Annotated in this window: 20 protein-coding genes; 14 read left to right on the top strand and 6 right to left on the bottom strand. The window is 70.5% G+C overall.

Annotated features, from left to right (window positions below; translation table 11 throughout):
* Positions 1–60: 60 nt before the first annotated feature.
* The 4 genes from HDA40_RS15210 to HDA40_RS15195 are packed head-to-tail and all read left to right on the top strand — an operon-like array spanning position 61 to position 3300.
* The gene (locus HDA40_RS15210) at positions 61–570 is read left to right on the top strand and encodes a GNAT family N-acetyltransferase (RefSeq protein ID WP_253756228.1); all 510 of its coding nucleotides are present in this window, start codon (positions 61–63) and stop codon (positions 568–570) included.
* A 5-nt stretch (positions 571–575) separates the two neighbouring features.
* Positions 576–1616, top strand: a complete 1041-nt coding sequence (gene pseI / locus HDA40_RS15205; RefSeq protein ID WP_308197826.1) for a pseudaminic acid synthase — start codon at positions 576–578, stop codon at positions 1614–1616.
* 8 nt (positions 1617–1624) lie between these two features.
* Positions 1625–2509 carry an aldo/keto reductase gene (locus HDA40_RS15200; protein WP_253756226.1) on the top strand — a complete coding sequence of 295 codons (885 nt, stop codon included), beginning with the start codon at positions 1625–1627 and terminating at the stop codon, positions 2507–2509.
* Positions 2506–3300 carry an SDR family NAD(P)-dependent oxidoreductase gene (locus HDA40_RS15195; RefSeq protein WP_253756224.1) on the top strand — a complete coding sequence of 265 codons (795 nt, stop codon included), beginning with the start codon at positions 2506–2508 and terminating at the stop codon, positions 3298–3300. The genes HDA40_RS15200 and HDA40_RS15195 overlap by 4 nt, the downstream gene beginning before the upstream one ends.
* A gap of 27 nt (positions 3301–3327) precedes the next feature.
* On the opposite strand, the gene HDA40_RS15190 is transcribed toward HDA40_RS15195, so the two are convergent.
* The 5 genes from HDA40_RS15190 to HDA40_RS15170 are packed head-to-tail and all read right to left on the bottom strand — an operon-like array spanning position 3328 to position 7984.
* On the bottom strand, positions 3328–4560 hold the full coding sequence (locus HDA40_RS15190; protein ID WP_253756222.1) for an acyl-CoA reductase: 1233 nt from the start codon (positions 4558–4560) through the stop codon (positions 3328–3330).
* Positions 4557–5609 (bottom strand): LuxE/PaaK family acyltransferase, encoded by a 1053-nt coding sequence (locus tag HDA40_RS15185; RefSeq protein ID WP_253756220.1) that lies wholly within the window; start codon positions 5607–5609, stop codon positions 4557–4559. Before HDA40_RS15185 ends, HDA40_RS15190 begins: the two co-directional genes overlap by 4 nt.
* Entirely contained in the window at positions 5606–6994 is a 1389-nt protein-coding gene (locus HDA40_RS15180; RefSeq protein ID WP_253756218.1) for an AMP-binding protein, read from the bottom strand. Before HDA40_RS15180 ends, HDA40_RS15185 begins: the two co-directional genes overlap by 4 nt.
* Positions 6991–7761: an SDR family NAD(P)-dependent oxidoreductase gene (locus tag HDA40_RS15175; RefSeq protein ID WP_253756216.1), complete on the bottom strand. Its 771-nt coding sequence runs from the start codon at positions 7759–7761 to the stop codon at positions 6991–6993. Before HDA40_RS15175 ends, HDA40_RS15180 begins: the two co-directional genes overlap by 4 nt.
* Positions 7745–7984: an acyl carrier protein gene (locus tag HDA40_RS15170; protein ID WP_253763631.1), complete on the bottom strand. Its 240-nt coding sequence runs from the start codon at positions 7982–7984 to the stop codon at positions 7745–7747. Before HDA40_RS15170 ends, HDA40_RS15175 begins: the two co-directional genes overlap by 17 nt.
* Before the next feature lie 259 nt (positions 7985–8243).
* Here HDA40_RS15170 and pseB point away from each other — a divergent pair, with 259 nt between their 5' ends.
* Genes pseB through HDA40_RS15140 form a run of 6 tightly spaced genes read left to right on the top strand, consistent with a single transcriptional unit; the run spans position 8244 to position 14886 of the window.
* Positions 8244–9221: a UDP-N-acetylglucosamine 4,6-dehydratase (inverting) gene (gene pseB, locus HDA40_RS15165; protein ID WP_253763630.1), complete on the top strand. Its 978-nt coding sequence runs from the start codon at positions 8244–8246 to the stop codon at positions 9219–9221.
* 51 nt (positions 9222–9272) lie between these two features.
* Positions 9273–10397, top strand: a complete 1125-nt coding sequence (locus tag HDA40_RS15160) for a DegT/DnrJ/EryC1/StrS family aminotransferase (protein WP_253756214.1) — start codon at positions 9273–9275, stop codon at positions 10395–10397.
* A gap of 37 nt (positions 10398–10434) precedes the next feature.
* On the top strand, positions 10435–11334 hold the full coding sequence (locus HDA40_RS15155; RefSeq protein ID WP_253756212.1) for a hypothetical protein: 900 nt from the start codon (positions 10435–10437) through the stop codon (positions 11332–11334).
* A complete protein-coding gene (locus tag HDA40_RS15150) occupies positions 11331–13115 on the top strand; it encodes a trichohyalin-plectin-homology domain domain-containing protein (RefSeq protein WP_253756210.1) in 1785 nt (594 codons plus the stop codon). Before HDA40_RS15155 ends, HDA40_RS15150 begins: the two co-directional genes overlap by 4 nt.
* Entirely contained in the window at positions 13112–13855 is a 744-nt protein-coding gene (locus HDA40_RS15145) for a cytidylyltransferase domain-containing protein (RefSeq protein WP_308197710.1), read from the top strand. Before HDA40_RS15150 ends, HDA40_RS15145 begins: the two co-directional genes overlap by 4 nt.
* The gene (locus tag HDA40_RS15140; RefSeq protein ID WP_253756208.1) at positions 13852–14886 is read left to right on the top strand and encodes a PseG/SpsG family protein; all 1035 of its coding nucleotides are present in this window, start codon (positions 13852–13854) and stop codon (positions 14884–14886) included. Before HDA40_RS15145 ends, HDA40_RS15140 begins: the two co-directional genes overlap by 4 nt.
* Before the next feature lie 51 nt (positions 14887–14937).
* Here HDA40_RS15140 and HDA40_RS15135 read toward each other — a convergent pair whose 3' ends face one another.
* Positions 14938–15564: a TetR/AcrR family transcriptional regulator gene (locus HDA40_RS15135; protein ID WP_253756206.1), complete on the bottom strand. Its 627-nt coding sequence runs from the start codon at positions 15562–15564 to the stop codon at positions 14938–14940.
* Positions 15565–15664: 100 nt separating this feature from the next.
* Between HDA40_RS15135 and HDA40_RS15130 the strand changes: the two genes are divergently transcribed.
* The 4 genes from HDA40_RS15130 to HDA40_RS15115 all read left to right on the top strand — a co-directional run bounded on the left by HDA40_RS15130 (position 15665) and on the right by HDA40_RS15115 (position 22027).
* Positions 15665–18118, top strand: a complete 2454-nt coding sequence (locus HDA40_RS15130; RefSeq protein ID WP_253756204.1) for a beta-glucosidase — start codon at positions 15665–15667, stop codon at positions 18116–18118.
* 88 nt (positions 18119–18206) lie between these two features.
* Complete coding sequence (locus HDA40_RS15125; RefSeq protein ID WP_253756202.1) at positions 18207–18902, top strand: alpha/beta fold hydrolase; 696 nt, start codon at positions 18207–18209, stop codon at positions 18900–18902.
* Positions 18903–19040: 138 nt separating this feature from the next.
* Positions 19041–19178, top strand: a complete 138-nt coding sequence (locus tag HDA40_RS15120) for a hypothetical protein (protein ID WP_253756200.1) — start codon at positions 19041–19043, stop codon at positions 19176–19178.
* A gap of 95 nt (positions 19179–19273) precedes the next feature.
* Positions 19274–22027, top strand: a complete 2754-nt coding sequence (locus HDA40_RS15115) for an ATP-binding protein (RefSeq protein WP_253756198.1) — start codon at positions 19274–19276, stop codon at positions 22025–22027.
* Positions 22028–22063 lie beyond the last annotated feature (36 nt).

The raw sequence follows: 22063 nt of genomic DNA, 5'->3' as shown, positions 1-22063 counted from the left end.
GGCTTCCGCTGATCATGGGCCTGATCAAGCCGACGCAACCTGCCGGGCTAGGATCGTCGGGTGCTGCGCGACGCGACCGATTCCGACCGGGACATCGTCCTGACCTGGCGCAATCACCCTGAAGTACGCAAGGTGAGCTTCACGACCCATGAGATCCGCCCGGCCGAGCACGCCGCCTGGTGGGCCGCCGTCGCCAAGGACTCCCAGCGGAAAGTGCTGATCTTCGAGTGGCGCGGGAAGCCGGCCGGGGTGGTCAGCTTCGACGCCCGGAACGCCGCCGAGGAGGGCGTCGTCTGGGGGTTCTACCTCGACAACGAGGGTCTCGGGCGGGATCTCCTGCCGGCCTGGGTGCAACTGGAGTCCGACGCCGTCGCGTACGCCTTCGACGTGCTCCAGGCCGATCTGATCGGCGGCGAGACGCTCGCCTGGAACACCCCGGTGTTGCAGTTGCACAAGCGGATGGGATTCACCGAGACCCGGCGATACGAGCGCGAGGTCGACGGGGTTCCGCAGGAAGTGGTTTGGACCGAGCTGAGCGCGGCCGACCGGACGAAGGGGAAGAGGAAGTGACCGAGATCAAGATCGGTGACCATCTGATCGGGCCGGGGCATCGGCCGTTCATCATCGCCGAGATGTCGGGCAACCACAACGGTTCCCTGGACCGGGCGTTGCAGATCGTCGACGCGGTCGCCGAGTCCGGCGCGCACGCGTTGAAGTTGCAGACCTACACCCCGGACACGATCACCATCGACGTGGACACGCCGGAGTTCCGGATCTCGGCCGGGCACGACCTGTGGGGCGGGGAGTCGCTCTACCAGCTGTTCCAGAAGGCGCACACGCCGTTCGAGTGGCACAAGCCGATCTTCGACCGGGCCGCGTCGCACGGGCTGACCGTGTTCTCCGCCCCGTTCGACCCCACCGCGATCGAGCTGCTCGAATCGTTGGGCGCGCCGGCGTACAAGATCGCCTCGTCGGAGCTGGTCGACCTGCCGCTGATCCGGCTCGCCGCGCAGACCGGCAAACCTTTGATCATCTCCACCGGCATGGCCAGCGTCGCCGACATCGCCCATGCCCTGGACACCGCCCGTGGTGCGGGCGCGACCCAGATCGTGCTGCTGGCCTGCACCGCCTCGTACCCGTCGCCGCCGCAGGACTCCAACCTGCGCCGCATCCCGATCCTGGCCGAGACCTTCGACGTCCAGGTCGGCCTGTCCGACCACACCCTGGGCATCGGCGTACCCATCGCCAGCGTCGCGTTCGGCGCGACCGTGATCGAAAAGCACATCACCCTGGCCCGCGAAGACGGCGGCGTCGACTCGGCGTTCTCCATGACCCCGGCCGAGATGCGCGCCCTGGTCGACGAATCCGAACGCGCCTGGCTCGCCCTGGGCTCCACACACATCGGCCCGACCGAGTCGGAGAAGGAAGGATTGCGCTTCCGCCGCTCCCTCTACGTCGTCGAAGACGTCACAGCCGGCGACCCGGTCACCCCGGCCAACGTCCGCTCGATCCGGCCCGCCAACGGCCTGCCCCCGATCGAGATCGACAAGGTCCTCGGCCGCACCTTCACCCGCGACGCCGCCAAAGGCACCCCGCTCAGCTGGGATCTGATCTGAGCACTCCGTTGCCCGTACGCGACCAGGGCGGCTATCGACAGTCCGCCCTGGTCCTCGGTGCGGCCCAACTGGGCATGGCGTACGGGATCGCCAACACGACCGGGGATCTCGGGCAGCCGGCCGTCGATGCCCTGCTCCGGCGCGCGGCCGAGCTCGGGGTGACCCATGTGGACACCGCTCGAGCGTACGGCGAGAGCGAAGCGCGCATCGGCGCCGCACCCGACAAGCCCGCGGTGATCACGAAGATCGCGCCCGGCGAGCCGGACGTCGAGGCGAGCGCGGCCACCAGTCTGACGACGTTGAACCTGGAACGGGCCACCTTCCTGCTGCACCGGGCGGCCGACGTCCCGCACGCCTGGGACGGGCTGCGGAAGGTCAAGGACGCCGGGCAGGCCGATCGGATCGGCGTTTCCGTGCAGAATCCGGCCGAGCTGCTCGACGTGGCGAAGCTGCCCGACCTCGGCTACGTCCAGCTGCCGTGCAACGTGCTGGATCGCCGCTGGCTCACGCCCGAGGTCGCCGACGCGCTCTCCGGCGACGTGGTCGTCACCGTTCGCAGCGTCTACCTGCAAGGACTGCTGACTGCCGGGAGCGGCGTACGGTGGCCGCACGTGCCCGATCCTCACCGGGACGCCGCGGTCGCGATCCTCGACGAGGTCGCCGCGGACCTGGACTTTTCGAACCGGGCCGGCCTCTGCGTCGCGTACACGTTGGGGCTGCCCTGGGTGACCTCGGTCGTGATCGGGGCCGAGACGCTGGACCAGCTCGGCGAGAACGTGCGGCTCGCGAGCCGACCGGGACTCGCGGCGGCCGAGCGCGAGATGTTGCTGGACCGGCTGCCGGAGGCACCCGCGCAGCTGCTGGACCCGAGCACGTGGGGGAGCGCGCGATGAACCTGACGCCCGAGGCGCTGTTCGGCCTGACCGGCAAGATCGCGGTGGTGACCGGCGCGACCGGGCGGCTCGGCCGAGTCATGGCCCGCACGCTGGCCACCGCAGGCGCGCAGGTCTGGCTGGTCGGCCGCGACTCGTCGAGATTGGACGAGCTGGCGGCCGAGCTGCTCGCTGACGGGCTCTCGGCGGTGGCGGCCCGCTGCGACGTGACAGATCCGGACGACGTGCAGGCGCTCGGGGTCGCGCTGAGCGTCGGCCCCGGCCGGGTCGACGTTCTGGTGCACAACGCGCACGTCGGGCGCGGCGGGACGCTGGCCACCGCCCGCACGGAAGACTTCGCCCAAGCCGCCGATCTCGCGCTCGCCGCGTTCCAACGGCTGCTCGCGGCCACCCGCGACCTGCTGGTCCGCGCGGCTGCCGACTCGTCGCCCGCCGTCATCACCGTGTCGTCGATGTACGGCCTGGTCAGCCCACGCCCCTCGCTCTACGCGAGCCCCGAGCAGGTCAACCCGCCCTACTACGGCGCGGTCAAAGCCGGCTTGCTGCAACTGACCCGCTACGCGGCGGTGGAGCTTGCCCCCCAAGGGGTACGCGTAAACGCCATCACGCCAGGGGCATTCCCCGGCGGGGGCGACCCGGAGTTCCTCAAGGCGCTCGGCGAACACTCCCCGTTGGGGCGGGTCGGATCGCCCGAGGAGATCGCCACCGCGCTGCTGTTCCTGGCGTCACCGCGGTCCAGCTACACGACCGGCGCGAACGTCGTGGTCGACGGCGGCTGGACCGCCTGGTGACACTGGACCGCCTGGTGACACCCGGGATCAGGCGGTGACGGTGACGAGCCGGCTGAACTCGCGGATGAGGTCGTAGCCGTCCCACACCCCGGCGAAGTTGAGCGCCTGGCCGAACGGCACGATCCGGTCCACGCCGCGTCCGCCGAGCAGGTGCGCGAAGTCCAGCAGTTCGTCGCGGGTGAAGCCGAAGTGGCTGAAGGTCTGGTCCTTGCGCGTGATCTGCGGCGCGATCTCGGCGAGCGAGGCGACCGTGGTGAACGGGAAGACGCCCGCGCCCAGCCAGTCGTGCGGTACGGCCTCCGGGCCGGCCAGCGTCACGCCGGTGACCGTGTTGTCGGCGAGGTCGAGCGCGACCGCGCGTCCCTCGGCGGCCAGGCCGTACGTCGAGACCCGCTTCTCCACGGCCATCGCGGCGTCGACGGCGAACCCCTGTGCCCGGGCGCCCTTCGCGACCAGGCCCAGCAGCTCTTCCTTCACCGCCGGCGCCTGGTCGGCGTCGCCGACGAGGAAGATCGCCATCGGGGAGGAGCAGGCCGCCTGGTCGAACCAGTAGACGTCGTTGACGAGGCCCTCGGCGGCCCGCTTACGCCCGTCGGCGTCGGTGGCCTGCCAGCCCGCGAGGGAGATCGCGGCGTACGAGGAACGGTCGGGGAACGTGACGTCCCGCGCGTGCGGCGCGAGCGGGTGCCGCCGGATGTCGCGGACGGTGCGGTCGCCGCCCCAGATGACGCGGAGATCGCAGGCGGCGCTCAGTGCCGCGGTGACCTCGTCCTGGTGACCGTAGGTGATCATGCGCTGGGTCTGGCCGATGGCCGGGTGCGCCTCGGCGAGGCACTCGTTCAGCGTCTCCAGGATGGTCAGCGCCGCGCCCGCCGCCCGGGACGAGATCCGGATGACGTTGGGGTTGCCGGCCAGCGCCGACAGCGCCCACGAGTAGACGAAGATCGTGTCCACATTGGCCGGAGGCACGTGGAAGACCAGGCCGCGCGGGAAGACCAGCGCGTCGTCGCCCTCACGGCGCAGATGCTCCAGAGTCTTGCGGATCTCCGTCTTCCGCAGGAAGAAGCCGAGCGAGCCCAGCTCCGGATGCCGCCGCGCGATCGACGGCGCCAGCAGCCGCCGGGCCAGCGCGGTCAGGAAGTCGACGACCCGGGGATCGCCGGGCACCAGCCGGCCGCCCTCGGGCTCGGCGGTCACCCCGGCGATGACGTCTTCCACGGTGGCCTGGGGGCCGGCCGGGAAGCGTACGTCGATCTTCATCGGTCGCCTCCGGTGAACGTGTCGCTGCAACCGCGGGCCTCGGCCCGGGGGAGTCGGCCCAGAACGCTGAACCGCTTGCCCGGCCAGGCGCCGTCGTCCACGCCGTGCACCACCCCGAGGTCCTCGGTCAGCAGCACGTGGCCCGGGTATGACGTGGGCAGCGTGCTGGTGACCTCGATCAGGCCGGGGGTGCCGACCGGGGCGACCTCCCAGGTCTCCGGGTCGCGGATGATGACGTCGGCGAAGTCGGGGCAGTAGAGCCCGCCGCCGTCCGGCCCCTCGAGGTAGACGGTGCCGATCTGCTCGACCATGCCGTAGAAGTTGTGCACCTTGGTGAGGCCGACGTCCGCGGCGAGCCGGCGGCGGAACTCGGCGTTGTCCACAGCCCGGTCGATCAGCTTCTTCCAGCCGCCGGAGTGGATCAGGATGCCGTTGGACAGGTCCAGCCCGGCCTCCCGGGCGGCCTCATAGAGGTAGAGCCACACCATGAAGGTGAAGCCGAAGATGAGGAACGGCTGGTCGCCGTTCTTGGCGAGGAACTGCTTGAGCACCTCGACGTCGGGCTCGCCCTTCTCGTCGAGCACCCACACGTGGTCGCGGCCGAAGTTCATCAGGCCGAGCATGCCCGCGCCCCGGGCGCTGAAGCTGCGCCGGTCGGCCACCACGCCCCGGCTGTCGACGATGAGCATGGGCAGCCGCTTCGGGCCGAGCACGGTCTGCAGCGTCCGGGACAGCATCCGGGTCTGGGCGGCGGCCGCGTCGCGGTCGAGATAGATCCGGCTCACGTCACCGGTGGTGCCGCTGGAGGTGAGAACCTTGACGACCTGGTCCTCAGGGATGCTCTTGAGCTGGTGGTTCTTGAACATCCGCACCGGCAGCCACGGCAGGTCGTAGACGCTGGCGTAAGAATCCCGCGCCTGGCCGCTGGCCCGCAGGATCCGGTCGTACTCCGGGCTGTTCTCGCGGTGATGCCGCGTCAGCGCGCTCAACTGCTCCAGCAGCCGGTCATCCTTCTCCGGCTGCTTCAGCGTGAAGACTTCCTCGCTCACGCGTTGCCCTCCTCCGCCAGCTTCCGATAATCGACCTTACCGTTGGCCAGCAGTGGCAGAGCGGTGATGCTGCGCACCTCGAAGCCGCTGGAGTGGATGCCCAGCGCCTCGGCCAGCCGAGCCTTGATCTTCGCCGGCCACTGCTCCTCGTCGGACTCGACGAAGACGGTCAGCCGGTCGTCGCCGGGGATCGCCGCGACCGGCGGGGTGTCGACGAGCAGCCGTTCCACGTCGTCCAGGTTGACCCGGATGCCGAAGATCTTGCCCATCCGCTTGAGCCGCCCGGTGATCCACAGGTGACCGTCGGCGTCCAGCTTCCCGAGGTCCTCGGTCGACAACCGGCCGCCCAGCTCGTCGCCGGTCGCGAAGTCGGCCGCGGCGGTGGCGTACCCGAGCATGACGTTGGGGCCGCGGAAGATGACCTCACCCTCGACATCGGGGTCGGTGGTCTCGCTGCCGTCGTCGACCCGGATGGACAAAGTGGTGCCGGGCAGTGCCGGTCCGACCGAGCCGACCTTCCCCGGCAGGTACGCCGAAGGCAGCGTCGTCATCCGGGGACCGGCCTCGGTCTGCCCGTACATGACGAACATCCGGCCGCCGACGGCCGACATGCGCCCGTGGAAGTCGACGATCAGCTCGCCCTTCAGCCGCCCGCCCGCCTGCGTCAGCGTACGCAGGGTGGCGTACTTGGCCGGGTCGAAGCGCAGCCGCTTGAGCATCTCGTACTGATAGGGGACGGCGGCGAGGCTGGTCACGCCGTACGCGTTCACGTCGTTCCAGAACTCGCGCTCCAGGAACGTCCGCGGCGACACCACCACCGTCGCGCCGCTGAGCAGGTGCGAGTTCAGCACCGACATCCCGTACGAGTAGAACAGCGGCAGGCTGGTGATCGCGACCTCGCCGCCGTCGATGCCGAGCGCCTCGGCGATCGCGTGGGCGTTGGCCTGCACCGCGGTCGGTGTGAGACGGACGAGCTTGGGGTCGCCCGTCGAGCCCGAGGTGGTCAGCAGAAGTGCCAGGTCGGTGTGCGGGGTGACGGCCGACGGCTCGTCTCGCAGCCAGACAGCGCCGTCGGCGTGATAGCCGCGTGGCAGGTCGCCCTTGCCGTTCGTGATCGCGCCGGGCTCGAACCGGGCCACCAGACGGTCCCGGAGATCGGTGTGCAGGTCGGGGTCGAGCAGGCAGATCGGCCGGCCGGCCTGGAGCGCGCCCAGGTAGCCGACGATGGCGTCGACGGTGGCCGGGAAGTGCGCGAAGAGCACTCCGGGCCAGGTCGCCGCCCGCTCGGCCGCCGCCGCGACCCGGTCCGCCAGTTCCTCGCCGGCCAGGACGTCGCCGGAGGCGGCGTCGACCAGCCGGGCGCCCGGCCCGAGCAAGCTGATCATCGAAGTACGCCTCCGTCGACGCCGAGGACCTGTCCGGTGACGAACGAGGCCAGCGGGGAGAGCAGGAAAGCGACCGCGTCGGCCACGTCCTGTGGACGACCCAGCCGGTGCAGCGGGGTGGCTGCGACGACCTCGGCCCGGCCCGCCTCGTCGAGGGTGCTGAGCATGTCGGTCTCGATGAAACCAGGCGCGACCGCGTTGACGCGGATGCCGGCCGGCCCGAGTTCCTTGGCGGCAGCCAGGGTCAGCCCGATCACGGCCGCCTTGGTCGCCGAGTAGACGGCCTGACCGGCCCCGCCGACCCGGCCCATGACCGAGGCGATCAGGACGACGGCCGGGGCGTCACCGCGGCGCAGCAACCGGGCCGCGTGTTGCAGCGTATGCGTGGCGCCGACCGCGTTGACGTCGAAGAGCCGCTGCGTACTGGCGTCGGACTGCATACCGAGCATGCCCGCCTCGTGCGTACCGGCCCCGACGACCAGCGCGTCCAGCCGCCGGAACTGCTCGAAGACCGACCGCACGGCCGCCTTCACCGCCGCCGGGTCGCTCACGTCGGCGCCGACGGCCAGCGTCGGGACGGCGTACTTGCCGGCCAGCTCGTCCGCGACGGGCTGAGCGTTCGCGAGGGTGCTTGCGTGGACCGCCACGGCGTACCCGTCGGCGGCCAGCCGCTCGGCCACGGCCCGGCCGATACCGCGCGACCCGCCGGTGACGAGCGCCACTCGGGCGCCCTTGTCCGGCGAGTGAATTTCAGGCGAACTCGACACCGTGCTTGCCCAGGATCTCGCGGGCCTTGCCGAAGGAGCTCATGTCGATCACGTCGTCGGTGTCGATCATGACGTCGAACTCGTCCTCGATCGCGGCGACGAGGGACATGTGGGCCAGCGAGTCCCACTTCTCGATCCCGCGGTACTCCAGGCCGTCGACGTCGTAGTCTTCGGGCAGCTCGAGCGAGGAGCGGAAGACCTTGCGCAGCCGGTCGATCTCGATCACTTACGTCCCTCCAGGAAGTCGCAGCAGCGCCCGCCAGAAGCGGCGACGATGCCCGGCGAGTCTAGCCCAGCATGGTTCTCGCCCCGCCCGGACGCTGTTTCCGCGACCAGGGGGTACGCCGTGTATGTTGGCACGGGCCGCAGCGGGGCCGAACACGCCGCGCGCGAGCCAACGGCCGCCTTCGGTGGACCGATCCGGGTTGACCTCGGATAATGCGGCTTGAGTGAGTGCAGACGGCAAGGAGCGTAATGTGAGCGTGCTGCAGGGTTCGTCCATTCTTATCACCGGTGGGACGGGTTCGTTCGGCAAGGCATTCCTGCGCTACGCGCTGGACAACCTCGACCCAGCTCGCCTGGTGATCCTGTCCCGGGACGAGTTGAAGCAGTACGAGGTCCGCCAGATGTTCGGCAACGACGAGCGCCTGCGCTGGTTCATCGGCGACGTCCGGGACCGCGAGCGGCTGACCCGGGCGATGCACAAGGTTGACTATGTCGTGCACGCGGCCGCGCTCAAGCAGGTCGACACGGCCGAGTACAACCCGTTCGAGTTCGTCCGGACCAACGTCGCCGGTTCGCAGAACGTCATCGAGGCCGCGATCGACAACGGCGTGCAGAAGGTCGTCGCGCTCTCGACCGACAAGGCCTCGAGCCCGATCAACCTCTACGGCGCGACCAAGCTCGTGGCCGACAAGCTCTTCGTCTCGGCCAACCACTACGCGGCCGCCTTCCCGACCCGGTTCTCCGTGGTCCGCTACGGCAACGTGATGGGCAGCCGGGGCTCGGTCGTCCCGCTGTTCCGCAAGCTCGCCGCCGAAGGCGAGAGCCTGCCGATCACCGACAAGCGGATGACCCGGTTCTGGATCACCCTCGAGCAGGCCGTCCAGTTCGTCGTCGACTCGTTCGACCTGATGAACGGCGGCGAGCTCTACGTGCCGCGGATTCCAAGCATGCGCATCGGCGACCTCGTCGAGGCCGTCGCCCCGGGCAGCGCGACGCACGAGATCGGCATCCGCCCCGGCGAGAAGCTGCACGAGGAGATGATCGCGATCGACGACGCGCACCGCACGGTACGCCTCACCGACCGCTACGTCGTCCAGCCCACGATCGCCGAGTGGGGCTACATCCCCCCGACCGACGCCGAGCCGGTCGCCGAGGACTTCAACTACCGCTCGGACAACAACGACATGTGGTTGTCCGTCGACCAGCTGCGGGACATCCTCGGCATCCAGGCCTGACCCGGTCCGAAGCTCGAAGCAAACTCCGCAGCTCGAAGCCAAGGAGGCGCGATGCTCCCGTACGGTAGGCAGACCATTGAGGACGTCGACATCGAGGCCGTCACCGCTACGCTGCGTAGTGACTGGCTCACGACCGGCCCTCAGGTCGACGCCTTCGAGCGGGACCTCGCCGAGTGGACCGGGGGCGTACCGGTCACCGTCGTGAGCAACGGCACCGCCGCCCTGCACGTGGCGTACGCCGCCGCCGGGATCAAGCCGGGCGACGAGGTGGTCACCACCCCGATGACGTTCGTCGCGACCGCCTCGTGCGCGACGATCCTGGGAGCCAAGATCCTCTTCGCCGATGTCGAGGAGGACACGGCGAACCTCGACCCGGCCGCGGCCGCCGCGCTGACGACCGAGCGGACGAAGGTCATCGCCGCCGTCGACTACGCCGGTCACCCGGCCGAGTACGACGAGCTGCGCAAGGTCGCCGACGAGGTGGGCGCGCTGGTGCTGGCCGACGCCGCGCACGCGATCGGCGGCACCTACAAGGGCCGGTTCGTCGGCTCGCTGGCCGACCTGACGACCTTCTCCTTCTTCCCGACCAAGAACCTCACCACCGCCGAGGGCGGCGGGGTCGCGGCGGCCGATCCGGAGCTGATGAAGCGGGCGCGCCGGTTCAAGGGCATCGGGATGATCCGCGAGGAAGCGGAGTACGCGAATCCGAACGACGGCGGCTGGTACTACGAGGTCCAGGAGTTCGGCGTCAACTACCGGCTGCCCGACGTGCTCTGCGCGCTCGGCCGGGCTCAGCTGACCCGGCTCGGTGCCTTCAAAGCCCGCCGGACGGCGTTGCGCGCCCGGTACAACGAGCTGCTCGCCGACGTGCCGGGCCTGCGGCTGCCGGTCGAACGCGACTGGGTCGACCCGGCGTACCACCTGTATCCGGTGCGCGTGCTCGACGGCCGTCGCCGTGAGGTCTACGACAAGCTGCGGGCGGCCGGGATCCTGGTGCAGGTCAATTACATCCCCGTCTACTGGCACCCGGCGTACGCCGAATTGGGCTACCAGCGCGGGATGTGCCCCAACGCGGAGAAGTTCTACGCCGAGGAGCTGTCGCTGCCGCTCTTCCCGACGTTGACAGAAAACGATCAGGATAGGGTGGTAGAAGCTCTCCGTACGATCCTCGGCTGATCCCCCATCCGAGCGTAACTACCGGAAGTTTTTGATCATGCACCACGCAAACGTCTATTACGGCCATGCGGATGTGATGGCCAGATACTGCGGAATCGATCTCGACCCCGCCCCCCGGATCCAGGGTTACCTGCAGCACGGCTGGAACATCGGCGACGGCCTCGCCCCTGGTACGCCGTATGTCGCCGGGTCCCAGTTGTACGTCTGGTCGGAGAAGCAACGCCGCCGGTCCTGGTCGCTGGGGTACCGCAACGTGGTCGTCGTGGGCGCGCCCTGGTCCTATCTGCTCGCGATGCAGCCGGAGCCGGCCGACCAGCCGGAGCGTGAGGGCACCATCTACTACCCGTTCCACGGGTGGGAGGGCCAGCATGTCCACGGTGACCACAAGCGACTGATCAAGCAGATCCGCGAGGTAGAGGACGGGCCGGTCACGATCTGCCTGTACTGGAACGAGTACCGCATGCGCCGGGTCCGACGGATCTACGAGAACGCGGGCTTCCGGATCGTGACCCACGGTTACCGCGGTTTCTGGTGGCGCAACACCGACCGGTTCTTCCTGGACCGTCAGCTCGCCGAGATCCGGCGGCACAAGCGGGTCGCGTCCAATCGGCTCAGCAGCGCGGTCTTCTACGGGACGCTGGCCGGGTGCGAGCCCGCCGTCTACGGCGACACGATGACGCTGGCTAACGAGGATCCGACTTTCGGCGGGGTGGCCCGCCAACGCCGGCTGTGGCCGGAGATGCACGGGGCGAAACTGGACCTGGCGGCGGCGCAGCAGACGGCTCGGGCCGAGCTGGGCGCCGACCGGCTGCTTCCGCCGGAAGCGGTCCGCCGGCTCTTCGGCTGGTCCGACGAGCACGTGACCTTCCGCAACTCCCTCGACGAAGCCGAGCGAGTGACGGCAACGGAATCCCCCATGGCAGGAGTAATGGCGTGACGGTGGCAAGCGTGCCGGCCAATCTGCGGTTGATCGGCAGCGAGATGCTGGTCTGGTCCGACGACGAACCGGGCCAGCAGCGTACGCCCGCCGGCGGTGCGGTGCTGGCCGAGTTGCTGACCGAACTGGTCCGCCCCGGCGGCCGGGCCTTCGTGGCCGGACTGCACGACGACGCCATCCTCTCGGTGCTGGAAGCTGAGAAGATGCAGGTCACCTGCCTGATGCGGAGCTACCCCGACGCGGCCAAGGCGGCGAAGGCGCACCCCGGCGTCGAGGTGCTCTGCGGCGACCTGACGAAGGTCGACCCGGCGGAGCCGTTCGACCTGGTCCTGGTGGGCGGCGGCGTCGAGCGCCTCACTTCGGCCGACGGGCCGCACCTGAGCTGGCAGGAGCGCGCGGCGCTGGTCGCCGGCCTGGTCGGCCCCGGTGGGACGCTGGCCCTGGTGCACGAGAACCTGCTCGGCATCCACCGGCTGACCTCGCTGGTTCCGCCGCGTGGTGAGCGTACGGACGCCGACTGGACGCCGTCGGACAGCTTCGACGCCACCCGGCCCGCTTCGGCACGGGAACTGGCGGCGGCGGTCACCGGTTTCGGCCTGGAGACGTCGACGCCGTTGCTGGTCTTCCCGGATCCGCAGCGGCCGACCGCCCTCGTCCCGCTCGATCTGGCCACCGATCCCCAGCTCAAGGTGCACCTGCAGGCGGTCGTCGCGACCGCGTTCGACCAGGCGTACGCCGACCGGCCGAGCCTGATGGACCCGCGTCCGCTGGCGTCGGGCGCGATGCGGGCCGAGGCCGGCACCACGCTCGCCGCCGCCTGGCTGGTCGTCGCCACCCGCGACGGGCAGCAGACGCTCACGCCGCGGGCGCTGGTCAGCGACGAGCGCGCCGCGCCGTGGCCGATCCGCTACGAGCTGATGGCGCTGGACGGCTGGAACCGCCGGGTGCTCGGCCCGCGGGCGCTGGTCAGCCGCAACGGGTTGATCCGTGATCCGCAGGCGCTGGACGGCCCGGTCCCGGCCGGCATCCCGTTGCTGGACCACCTCATCGTGCTCGGCATGCACCGCGACGTCCCCGGGCTGCAGATGGCGCTGGCCCAGCTCGCGACATGGGCCGCGAGCCGCGCCGACGCCGAGGGCAGGCTCACCGGCGCGGACCTGCTCATCCTGCCCAGCGATCTGCTGGTCGTGGACGACACGTTCGTCCGCTGGGACCCGAGCTGGTCGACGGAACTGCGCGCCTCGGTCGAGGTCGCGGTGGCCCGGTCGCTGCGGTACTTCGCGACTGTCCTGGTCGGCGGGGGGTATTCGCACCCGTGGCCGCAGCTCGACAGCGTCGACGAACTGACCCGCGTACTGGGCGGACTCGCCGGCTACGACTGGGGCGGCGACGTGGTGCTCCGGCAGGCCATCGAGCTGCACGCCAAGCTGACCGGCGCCGAACTCGGCCTGTCGGACGCCGAGATCGCCGAGCTGCGGGCCCGGCTGGCCGGGCTGGACCAGGGCACCACCGCGCCGGGATCGCAGAACATCCAAGATCTGCAGGCGGCAGTGGATAGGCTTCGAGCGGAGCTCGCGCACGAGAAGGCCACCAACGCCTGGAACGAGAAACTGCTTCTCGGCCGGGAGAAGGCTCTTCGCAAGGCGGAGAGCCGAGTCGAGCTCCTGAGCGGAACCTTCACCGCCCGCATGGGTAAGCTCGGCCTCGCGCTGGCCCGCAAGACCATTCAGGTGGCCAAGCGAGTACTCCGCCGCAACGGCGAGGAGCAGGAGGAAGGGTGAGCGCAGGTCGCATCAGCGTCGTCGGCATCATTCAGGCGCGGATGGGTTCCACCCGGCTGCCCAGCAAGGTCCTCAAGACGCTGGCCGGCCGGACGGTGCTCGGCCGGGTCGTCCGGGCCGCCCACGAAAGCGGCGCGCTGGACAAGGTGATCGTCGCGACCACCGTCGAGGACATCGACGACGAGATCGTCGCCGAGTGTGAGCGGCTGGGCGTCGCGGCGTACCGGGGTCCGGTCGACGACGTGCTGTCCCGGTTCATCGGCGCGCTCGACGAGCACCCGGCCGACGCGGTCATGCGGTTCTCCGCCGACAACCCGCTCATCGACCCCGAGATCGTGGCGCTGGCCTGCCGGGTGTTCCGCAGCGTGCCGGGGCTGGACTACCTGAGCACGTCGATCAAGCGGATGCTGCCACTCGGGATGGACGTCGAGATCATCGACGCCGCCACGTTGCGCCGGATCAGCGACATCGCCGAGGGCTTCCACCGCATCCACGTCACGTCGTACGCGTACTCCAACCCGGACCAGTTCCGGGTGATGGGCCTGACGCTGCCGCCGGATCGGTCCAACCTGCGGCTCACGGTGGACACCGAGGACGACTGGCGACTGGTCGAGGAGGCGGTGGCGCACTTCGGCGACACCAGCGTCTCGCTGCAGAAGATGGTCGAGTGGCTGGCCGCCAACCCGGAGATCGCGCAGATCAACTCACACGTCGAGCAGAAGACCCTGAACCAGGGGTGAGCGGCATCCGGATCGGGATCCGGTGCGACGCCGGCCCCACGACGGGCGTCGGCCACCTGGTCCGGGGTATCGCGCTGGCCGAGGAACTCACCTCGCGTGGCGTCGACGTCGTCTTCCTGGGCGACGTCGGCGGAGTCGGCTGGGCCGAACGGGAGCTGCGCGAACGCGACCTGCCGCTGCTGCCCGGCCCGGACACCCCGGCCGACCTGGTCGCCGCCGTACGGGACCTCCAGTTGAGCGGGCTCGTGGTGGACTCGTACACGCTCGATCCGAGCTGTGCGGGCGCTGTTCGGGCTTTCGGCGTACCAGTCCTGGCGATTGTGGACGGTGACATCCGGGGGCAGGAGCCGGACCTCTTCCTGGACCAGAATCTCGACGCGGAGCTGGCCGACGTGCCGACCAGCGTGCCGCGCCTCGCGGGGCTGAACTACGTGCTGCTGCGCGATTCCGTGCGCCGGCTGCGTCCGGAGCAGCCCAAGTCGGCCCACGCCGTGCCGCCGAAGCTGCTGGCGTTCTTCGGCGGCACGGACGCGTTCGGGGCCGCGCCGGTCGTCATCCGGCTCGTGCTCGCGACCGGCGTCCCGGTCGACGCGACCGTGGTCGCAGGCTCGGAACAGCTCCGCAAGGAACTGGCGCAGCTGACCCCCGGTCCAGGCCAGGAGCTACGGATCATCGACCCGACCGACCGGCTGCCGGAGCACATCGCCGCCGCCGACGTCGTGGTCAGCGCGTCCGGCACGTCCACCTGGGAGCTGTTGTGCCTGGGCGCGGCGGCCGCGATGGTCTGGGTCGTCGACAACCAATGGCTCGGCTACGAGCGGGTCATGGCCCGCGGGCTCACCGCCGGCATCGGGCTGCTCGCTGACCTCGCCGATTCCGCGTCGCCCGCCGCCGACGCCGCGGTGGTCACGCTCCGCGAGCTTCTTTCCACCCCACGGGTACGCACAGAGCTGTCCACGCGCGCGATGGCCGTGGTGGACGGGCGGGGCCGGGAGCGCGTCGCAGACGCCTTCCTCGCCCTTCTCCGCTGAGCCCTCCCCAACGGGAGCAGATCACGGTTGTGCATGCCTCTCGAGCCGCTTTCAGCCTGCGTAACCGTGATCTGTAGGTGACGATGGGGCTGGCGGTGCGGCTGGGGAGGCGGAGCGGAGCAGGCCGGCGAACGCGTGGAAGACGGCGGCCATGTCTACCTCGCCCGGATCGAGCAGCCATTGCAGCTGCAGGCCGTCCATGACGGCGACGAGCAGCGCCGCCGCCTGCTCAGGGGTGAGCCCGCCGGGCGGTTCCTCCCCGAATTCGCGGCGGATCGACTCGGCCAGCGTCTCCCGCGTACGCCGATAGCGCTCGGTGAAGAACTCCTTGGCCGGATGGTTGTCGGTGACGCTGTCGGCGGAGAGCACGGTGAACGACTGCACCAGCCCGGGGAGCGTGGCGTTGTGCGTGACCAGCTTCTCCATCATCTCCAGGCCGTTGCCGGACGGCGTGTACGCGCCTGAGTCGACCTCGTCGCGTCGCCGCAGCACCTCGATCAGCAGCGCGTCCTTGCCCGGGAAGTAGTGGAGCAGACCTTGCTGGGTCAGGCCGACCTTGTCGGCGACGGCGGCCAGGGAGGCGCCGCGGTAGCCGCGTTCGGCGAAGACCTCCAGCGCGGCGTCCAGGATCTCGGCGCGCCGCTGTTCGGGTCTCAGCCTGCGCCGAGGGTGTGTCATGGAAGGCAGGATAGCCGCCGCTTATGTTTCGAAACAATAACGCTGCCTACCGATCACTCGGTAGTTAGTGCACGATGGCTCCAAACTTCAGGGAGGCCGTATGTCAGCGCTGCGTACCGATCGTGAGGCCGCCGTCGAGGAGGCGCTCAGCCGCCTCGACCTCGAGACCAAAGTCAAGATCCTGTCCGGGCAGGACAGCTGGACCGTGCCCGGCGTACCCGAGATCGGCCTCGCCTCGCTGGTGGTCAGCGACGGCCCGATCGGCGTACGCGGAACTCGGTGGACGGCGGAGGACCCGTCGATCGCCCTGCCGAGCCCGACGGCGCTGGCCGCGACCTGGGACGCCGAGCTGGCCCGCCGGGCCGGGCGTCTGCTGGGTCAGGAAGCGCGCCGCAAAGGCGTACACGTCCTGCTCGCACCGACGGTGAACCTGCACCGCAGTCCGCTCGGCGGCCGGCACTTCGAGGCGTACTCGGAGGATCCGCTGCTCACCGGAGCCATCGGGGCGGCGTACGTGCGAGGGGTGCAGGACCACAGCGTCGGCACCACGGTCAAGCACTTCGTCGCCAATGACGCCGAGACCGATCGGTTCACGGTGGACAACAAGGTCTCCGACCGGGCGCTGCGCGAGCTCTACCTCGCCCCGTTCGAGACCATCGTCGACGCGGGCGCGTGGGGCGTCATGGCGGCGTACAACCAGGTCAACGGCGTGACCATGACCGAGCACGACGAGCTGCAGAACGGCGTGCTGAAGGGCGAGTGGGGCTTCGACGGGCTTATCGTCTCCGACTGGTACGCCGCCCGTGACACCGAGGCGACCGCGCGGGGCGGCCTGGATCTGGCGATGCCCGCCACCGGAAGCCCGTGGGGTACGCGCCTGGTCGACGCCGTACGCACCGGCGCGGTGGCCGAGGAGCTGATCGACGACCACGTACGCCGAGTACTTCGGCTGGCAGCCCGGGTCGGCGCGCTCGACGGGGTGGCCCCCGCGGTGGCGCCCGCGGACCGGCCCGCGCCGATCGACGGGGAGGCGTTGGCTCGCGAGATCGCCAGCCGCTCCTTCGTGCTCGCCTCGAACGACGGCATTCTGCCGCTGCCGGAGGTCGGCAGCGTAGCGGTGATCGGCGTACTGGCGAAGGACGCGCGCATCCTGGGCGGCGGCAGCGCCATCGTCTTCCCGCCGCACATCGTCTCCCCGCTCGACGGGCTCACCGCCGCCCTCCCGGCGACCACCAGACTCACGTACGCCATCGGTGCGGACCCGCGCGAGAAGGTCCCGGCGGCCCGGGGTCCCCAGTGGACGGATTTGACGGCGACGTTCCGGGACGCCGACGGTCAGACCATGCATGTCGAGACGCTGCCCGCGGCGATCGGGGTGTGGATGGAGATGCCGGAGGGCGTCGACCCGGCGAAGCTGGCCACGGTGGACCTCACCGGCCGGCTGACCCCTGACGCCGCCGGTACGCACCACCTCGCCATCCGGGGCATCGGCCAGTTCACGCTTTCGGTGACCGGCGACGCCGGTCCGGGTCAGACGGTCTTCGACGACGCGATCGTGCCCGAGAACATGGATCTGGCGGCGCTCTTCCTCGCCCCGCCGGAGCGGCGCTTCCCGATCGAACTGGCGGCGGGCGAGACCGTCGAGGTCAGCCTCCGCCACCAGGTCGCCTTGGCGGAGAGCTTCCCCGTGGTCGCGCTGCTCCTCGGCCACGCCGACCCCGTCGCGACCGCCGACGAGCTGCTCGCCGAGGCTGAGCGGGTGGCCGCCGAGTCCGACGTCGCGATCGTCGTCGTGGGCACCACCGAGGAGGTCGAGTCCGAGGGCTTCGACCGGACGAGCCTGGCCTTGCCCGGCCGCCAGGACGAACTGGTCCGGCGGGTCGTCGCGGCGAACCCCCGGACCGTGGTCGTGGTCAACGCCGGATCCCCGGTGGAGCTGCCGTGGGTCGACGAGGTGGCGGCCGTGCTGCTCACCTGGTTTCCCGGCCAGGAAGCCGGGCACGCCCTCGCCGACGTGCTGCTCGGCCGGGCCGAACCGGGCGGCCGTCTGCCCACCACCTGGCCCGTCGCGGCGGCGGACTGCCCGGTCCTGTCCACCACGCCGGACAACGGAGTCCTCGACTACGCCGAAGACATCTACATCGGATACCGCGCCTGGGACCGGACGGGGATCGCTCCGCGCTATCCGTTCGGCCACGGCTTCGGATACACGACGTGGGCGTACGAGAGTCTGTCTATTGAGGACCGAACAGCGACGGTCACCGTACGCAACAACGGTTCCCGGCCAGGCCGCGAGGTCGTTCAGATCTACCTCGCCCCGGCCGAGCCGGACCCCGACCGGCCGGTGCGCCGGCTCGTGGGCTTCGCCTCCGTCACGGCCGACCCCGGCCAGGCCGCCACGGTCACCGTCGACCTGCCCGAGCGCGCGTTCCAGATCTGGGCCGGCGGCTGGCGTACGGTCCCCGGCGACTACCTGGTGGAGGCCGGCCCCAGCAGCGCGAACCGTCCCCTCGTCGCCCCTCTCACCCGCCCCGCCCCGTCCCGCCGATCATGAACTATTGGTCGTGATCGACCGGCGTGTCGTGTCCGGGAGGCCCTGATCAACTCCACCCGACCATGATCGATCTGATGGGAGCAGTGCGGTGAAGCTGCACGTCCACGAAGCAGGCGACGGTGACAAGGTCGCCGTGCTCCTGCACGGTGCGATGGCCGACCACGGGACGTGGCAAGCGGTCGAGGCCGAGCTGATCCGCCGCGGCTACCGGGTGATCGCCCCGGATCTGCGGGGTCACGGGCTCAGTCCGCGCGGTGACTACGCCCCGAAGTCGTACGCGGACGACCTGGTCGAGAACCTGCCGACGGGAGCCGACATCGCGATCGGACACTCCCTCGGCGGGCTCGCCCTGGCGCTGGCCGTCGACCGGTTGCGCCCGGCGCGCGCCGTCTACTCCGACCCCGCCTTCGTCCTGCCGTTCACGCCACCCGAGCTGCGCACTACGCTCGCCACCTTCGCGGATCAGGCCACTGCTCACAGCGTACGAGCAATGAATCCACGATGGAGCGACGCGGACGTCGCGGCCGAGATCGCGGGGTTCGGACGGTTCGACCGGGAGATCGGGACGGCCCTGGCCGACCTGAGCGGGCGCGACTTCACGCCGGAGAGTGCGGTGGTCCCGTCGCTGGTCCAGGCGGCTGGTGCGGGAGATCTGATCGATGACGGGCTCGCGCGGCGGTTGCGGGACCGGGGCTTCGAGGTACGCGTCGTCGCCGGAGCCGGTCATTGCATCCACCGCGAGGATCCGGCGGGGTTCTTCGCCTCGCTGACGGGATGGGTCTAGATATACCTAGACGGGGGTGTGGGTGGGTAGGTAGGCCGGTCCGGGCAAGATACGTCATCGCTCCTGATGGCTTTGACTCCTTACCAGCGGAACATAGGTGGTGACGAAAGAACGAGAGACACCACCAAGGAGCCGAAGATGTTCACCTCACCCGACACCCTGTTCGACATGGCCAAGCTCCACCAGGCGGAGCTGATCGCCGAGGCCGACCGGACCCGCGTGCTCGCCCGTGCTCGGAGGAGCCGGATCAAGCGCTCGGAGCGATCCCACAAGTGATCGCGCCCGAAACAATCCGTTGTGAGCCGCCCTTCCACCGAGGGGCGGCTCACAACGCTCTAGGGCCTGTCCCAGCTCGCCGGTATCTTGGTGGCGTGCGTTTCCTGCGCGACGGCGCGAGCCAGAGCATGATCGGCCGAGACCACGAGCTGCGTCAGTTGACGCGGCTCGTCGCGTCCGGGCGTCCGCAGGTCGCCATCGTGGGCGGCGAGCCGGGCATCGGCAAGACCCGGCTGATCCAGGAGTTCCTGCCGACCCTGCCCGAGGGCAACGTCGTGCTGGTCGGCCACGCCGAGCCCGGTTCCCTCGCCCGGCCCTACGAACTGCTGCTCGACGCGATCGACGGCGCTGGCCGGCTGACCTCGCGTGGCGTACTCGGGGTGGACGCGGAGGTCGCCTCGCTGGTCGACCCCGGTCGCAGCCCGGTCGAACGGCTGCACGCCGGGCTGGACATCGTCTCCCGGCTGGTCGGCGACGCGCCGTCCGTCCTCGTCTTCGAGGATCTGCACTGGGCCGACTCCGAGAGCGCCGCTCTGTTCGAGCGCCTCGCCGACCGACCCGGCGCCCATCTGCTCATCGGCACCTACCGCCCCGGCGAGGTGACGAGCCGGCATCCGGTGTCGGCGCTGCTGGAACGGATGGAACGCCGGCACGCCGTGACCCACCTGCGGCTCGAACGGCTCACCACGGCCGAGACCGCGGCCATGCTGGCGATCGCGGGCGGCCGCCCGGTGTCCTATCGGACCGCCGTCACCCTGCACAACCGCACCGGGGGCAACCCCTTCTTCCTGGAAGAACTGCTGCGGGCGTACGAGGGTCAGGACCTGGAGGCCGTCTGCGAGCAGCCACTGCCGTGGAGCCTCGCCGAGGTGCTGCGTCGGCAGGCCACCGGACTCGACCCGGCCGGTCAGCGCATCCTCGAAGCGGCTGCCCTGCTCGGGCACCGCATCCCGTTCGACCTGCTCGCGGCGGTCACCAAGGCCGGTGAAGACGAGCTGATCGACGTCCTGCGCGAGTTGGTCCAGCGCGGCGTGCTGGTCGAATCGGGCGACGACGAGTTCACCTTCCGCCACGCCCTGCTGCGGGAGGCGATCACCGGCCAGATGCTCAGCCGCCAGCGCCGCCGCCTGCACGAGGCCGCCCTGGAGGCATTGCTCGCGGCGGACGAGGTCGACCCGGCACTGGTCGCGCATCACGCCGAGGCGGCCGGACGCTACGACGACATGGTGGCCGCCGCCCGTCGTGGCGCCGCCCTCTACCTGTCCATCGGTTCGGCGTACCAGGCGTTGCAGCTTTCCGAGATGGGGCTGGAGGAGGAAGGCGACGACCTCGAGCTGCTCAGCGCGGCGGCCCGCGCCGCCTGGCTGGCCGGGCTGCTCGACGACGCCGCGGAGTACGCGCGGAAGTGGCGTGATCTGGCCACCACGTCGACCGATCGCGCCGACGCGCTCTACCTGCTGATCCGGCTGGCCTGGGAGTCCGACGACACCACCGGCATGGAGTCCTGGACGACCGAGATCGAGCAGCTGATCGCGACCCTGCCGCCGGGGGCCGACCAGGCGCGGGCGATGACTGCGGTGGCGCAGTCGGCGATGCTGCGCGACCGGGTCGACGAGGCGCTGCTCTGGTCCGATCGCGCGCTCGCGCTGGCGGCCGAGTTCGACCTGCCCGCCGTACGCCTGGCCGCCCTGGTCGAGAAGGGCTCGACGCTCGCGGAGCAGCCCGCGACGGCCGAAGAGGGGCGCGCGATCCTCGCCGGGATGATCGACGAGGCGGAGAAGCTGGGGGAGTGGGTGCTGGCCGCCCGCGCCCTCTACAACCTCGTCCAGATGCCCCCCTCGGAGTCCCTCGCCGACCAGGCCGAAGTGCTGGAACGCATGCGGGTCGACGCCGAGCGGGCCGGGTTCGAGTCGCTCGCCGTGGCGGCGTACTTCCAGGGACGGGCGCGGATCGCGATGCGGGAGGGCGACCTCGCCGCCGCGATCGCCGCCCTCGACGAGGGGCGTACGCGAGACCGCGGCTACGTGTTGCGCGGCCGTCGCGCCGACTACCACTCGGTCTTCCTCGCCGGGTTGAGCCTGGAGGCCGGTGAACTCCGCCGGGTCACGGCGATCCTGGCCGAGCTGCGCTCCCAGCCCGGGCTGTCGCCCCTGGTCCTGCCCGGTCTGGACTTCCACCTCGCCTGCCGCTCCAGCGACGACCGGGCGATCGAGCTGCTCGATGGCGTACTGGCGGCGTTGGCGCAGCTGCCGTGGCGGAGCGGCGAACAAGCCCACGACCTGATCACCGCCGCCCTGTACGCCGGGCTGCCCCGCGAGCGCGTACGCCACCTCGGTGAGGTGATGCTCGACGGGCAGCTCTGGGACGACTGGCGGGAACTCGTGACGGCGCAGCTGGCCGAACTCGCCGGCGACGACGACCGCGCCCTGCGCGGCTACCGGGCGGTGTTCGACTCGGCGATCCTGCCGCCGAGCGTACGCGGAACGGCGCACACGCTTGCCGCCCGGCGGCTGCTCGCCGCCGGTCAGAACGCCGGCGCGACCAAGCTCGCCGACAAGGCGGCCGACCTGCTCAGCCGGTGGGGCGGCTGGCGAGTCGCCCAGCTGGACCAGGTCAGGGCCCAACTCGGGCTGGCTCCGGCGCACAGCCGGGCCGTCGCCAACGGCGTGGTGCCGCTGACGCCCCGGGAACGGGAAGTGGCGCTGCTCGTCGCGGAAGGGCTGACCAACGCCGAGCTGGCCCGGCGGCTCTACATCTCGCCGAAGACCGCGGCCGTGCATGTGTCGAGCATCCTGCACAAGCTCGGGGTCGCCTCGCGGACCGAGGTCGCGGGTGCCCTCACCCGCTGACGCTGCCCCCGTACGCCGGCTCGCGGGCGTACGGAA

Source organism: Hamadaea flava, assembly GCF_024172085.1.
GTDB classification, from domain to species: Bacteria; Actinomycetota; Actinomycetes; order Mycobacteriales; family Micromonosporaceae; genus Hamadaea; species Hamadaea flava.
Note: the sequence above shows the minus strand (reverse complement) of the source record. Positions and strands in the feature narration are given on the sequence as shown.

Excerpts from the sequence above, each read along its gene's own strand:
- HDA40_RS15195 (WP_253756224.1), top strand. The coding sequence starts at position 2,506 with ATGAACCTGACGCCCGAGGCGCTGTTCGGCCTGACCGGCAAGATCGCG.
- HDA40_RS15190 (WP_253756222.1), bottom strand. The coding sequence starts at position 4,560 with ATGAAGATCGACGTACGCTTCCCGGCCGGCCCCCAGGCCACCGTGGAA.
- HDA40_RS15180 (WP_253756218.1), bottom strand. The coding sequence starts at position 6,994 with ATGATCAGCTTGCTCGGGCCGGGCGCCCGGCTGGTCGACGCCGCCTCC.
- HDA40_RS15160 (WP_253756214.1), top strand. The coding sequence starts at position 9,273 with ATGCTCCCGTACGGTAGGCAGACCATTGAGGACGTCGACATCGAGGCC.
- HDA40_RS15155 (WP_253756212.1), top strand. The coding sequence starts at position 10,435 with ATGCACCACGCAAACGTCTATTACGGCCATGCGGATGTGATGGCCAGA.
- HDA40_RS15135 (WP_253756206.1), bottom strand. The coding sequence starts at position 15,564 with ATGACACACCCTCGGCGCAGGCTGAGACCCGAACAGCGGCGCGCCGAG.
- HDA40_RS15130 (WP_253756204.1), top strand. The coding sequence starts at position 15,665 with ATGTCAGCGCTGCGTACCGATCGTGAGGCCGCCGTCGAGGAGGCGCTC.
- HDA40_RS15120 (WP_253756200.1), top strand. The coding sequence starts at position 19,041 with ATGTTCACCTCACCCGACACCCTGTTCGACATGGCCAAGCTCCACCAG.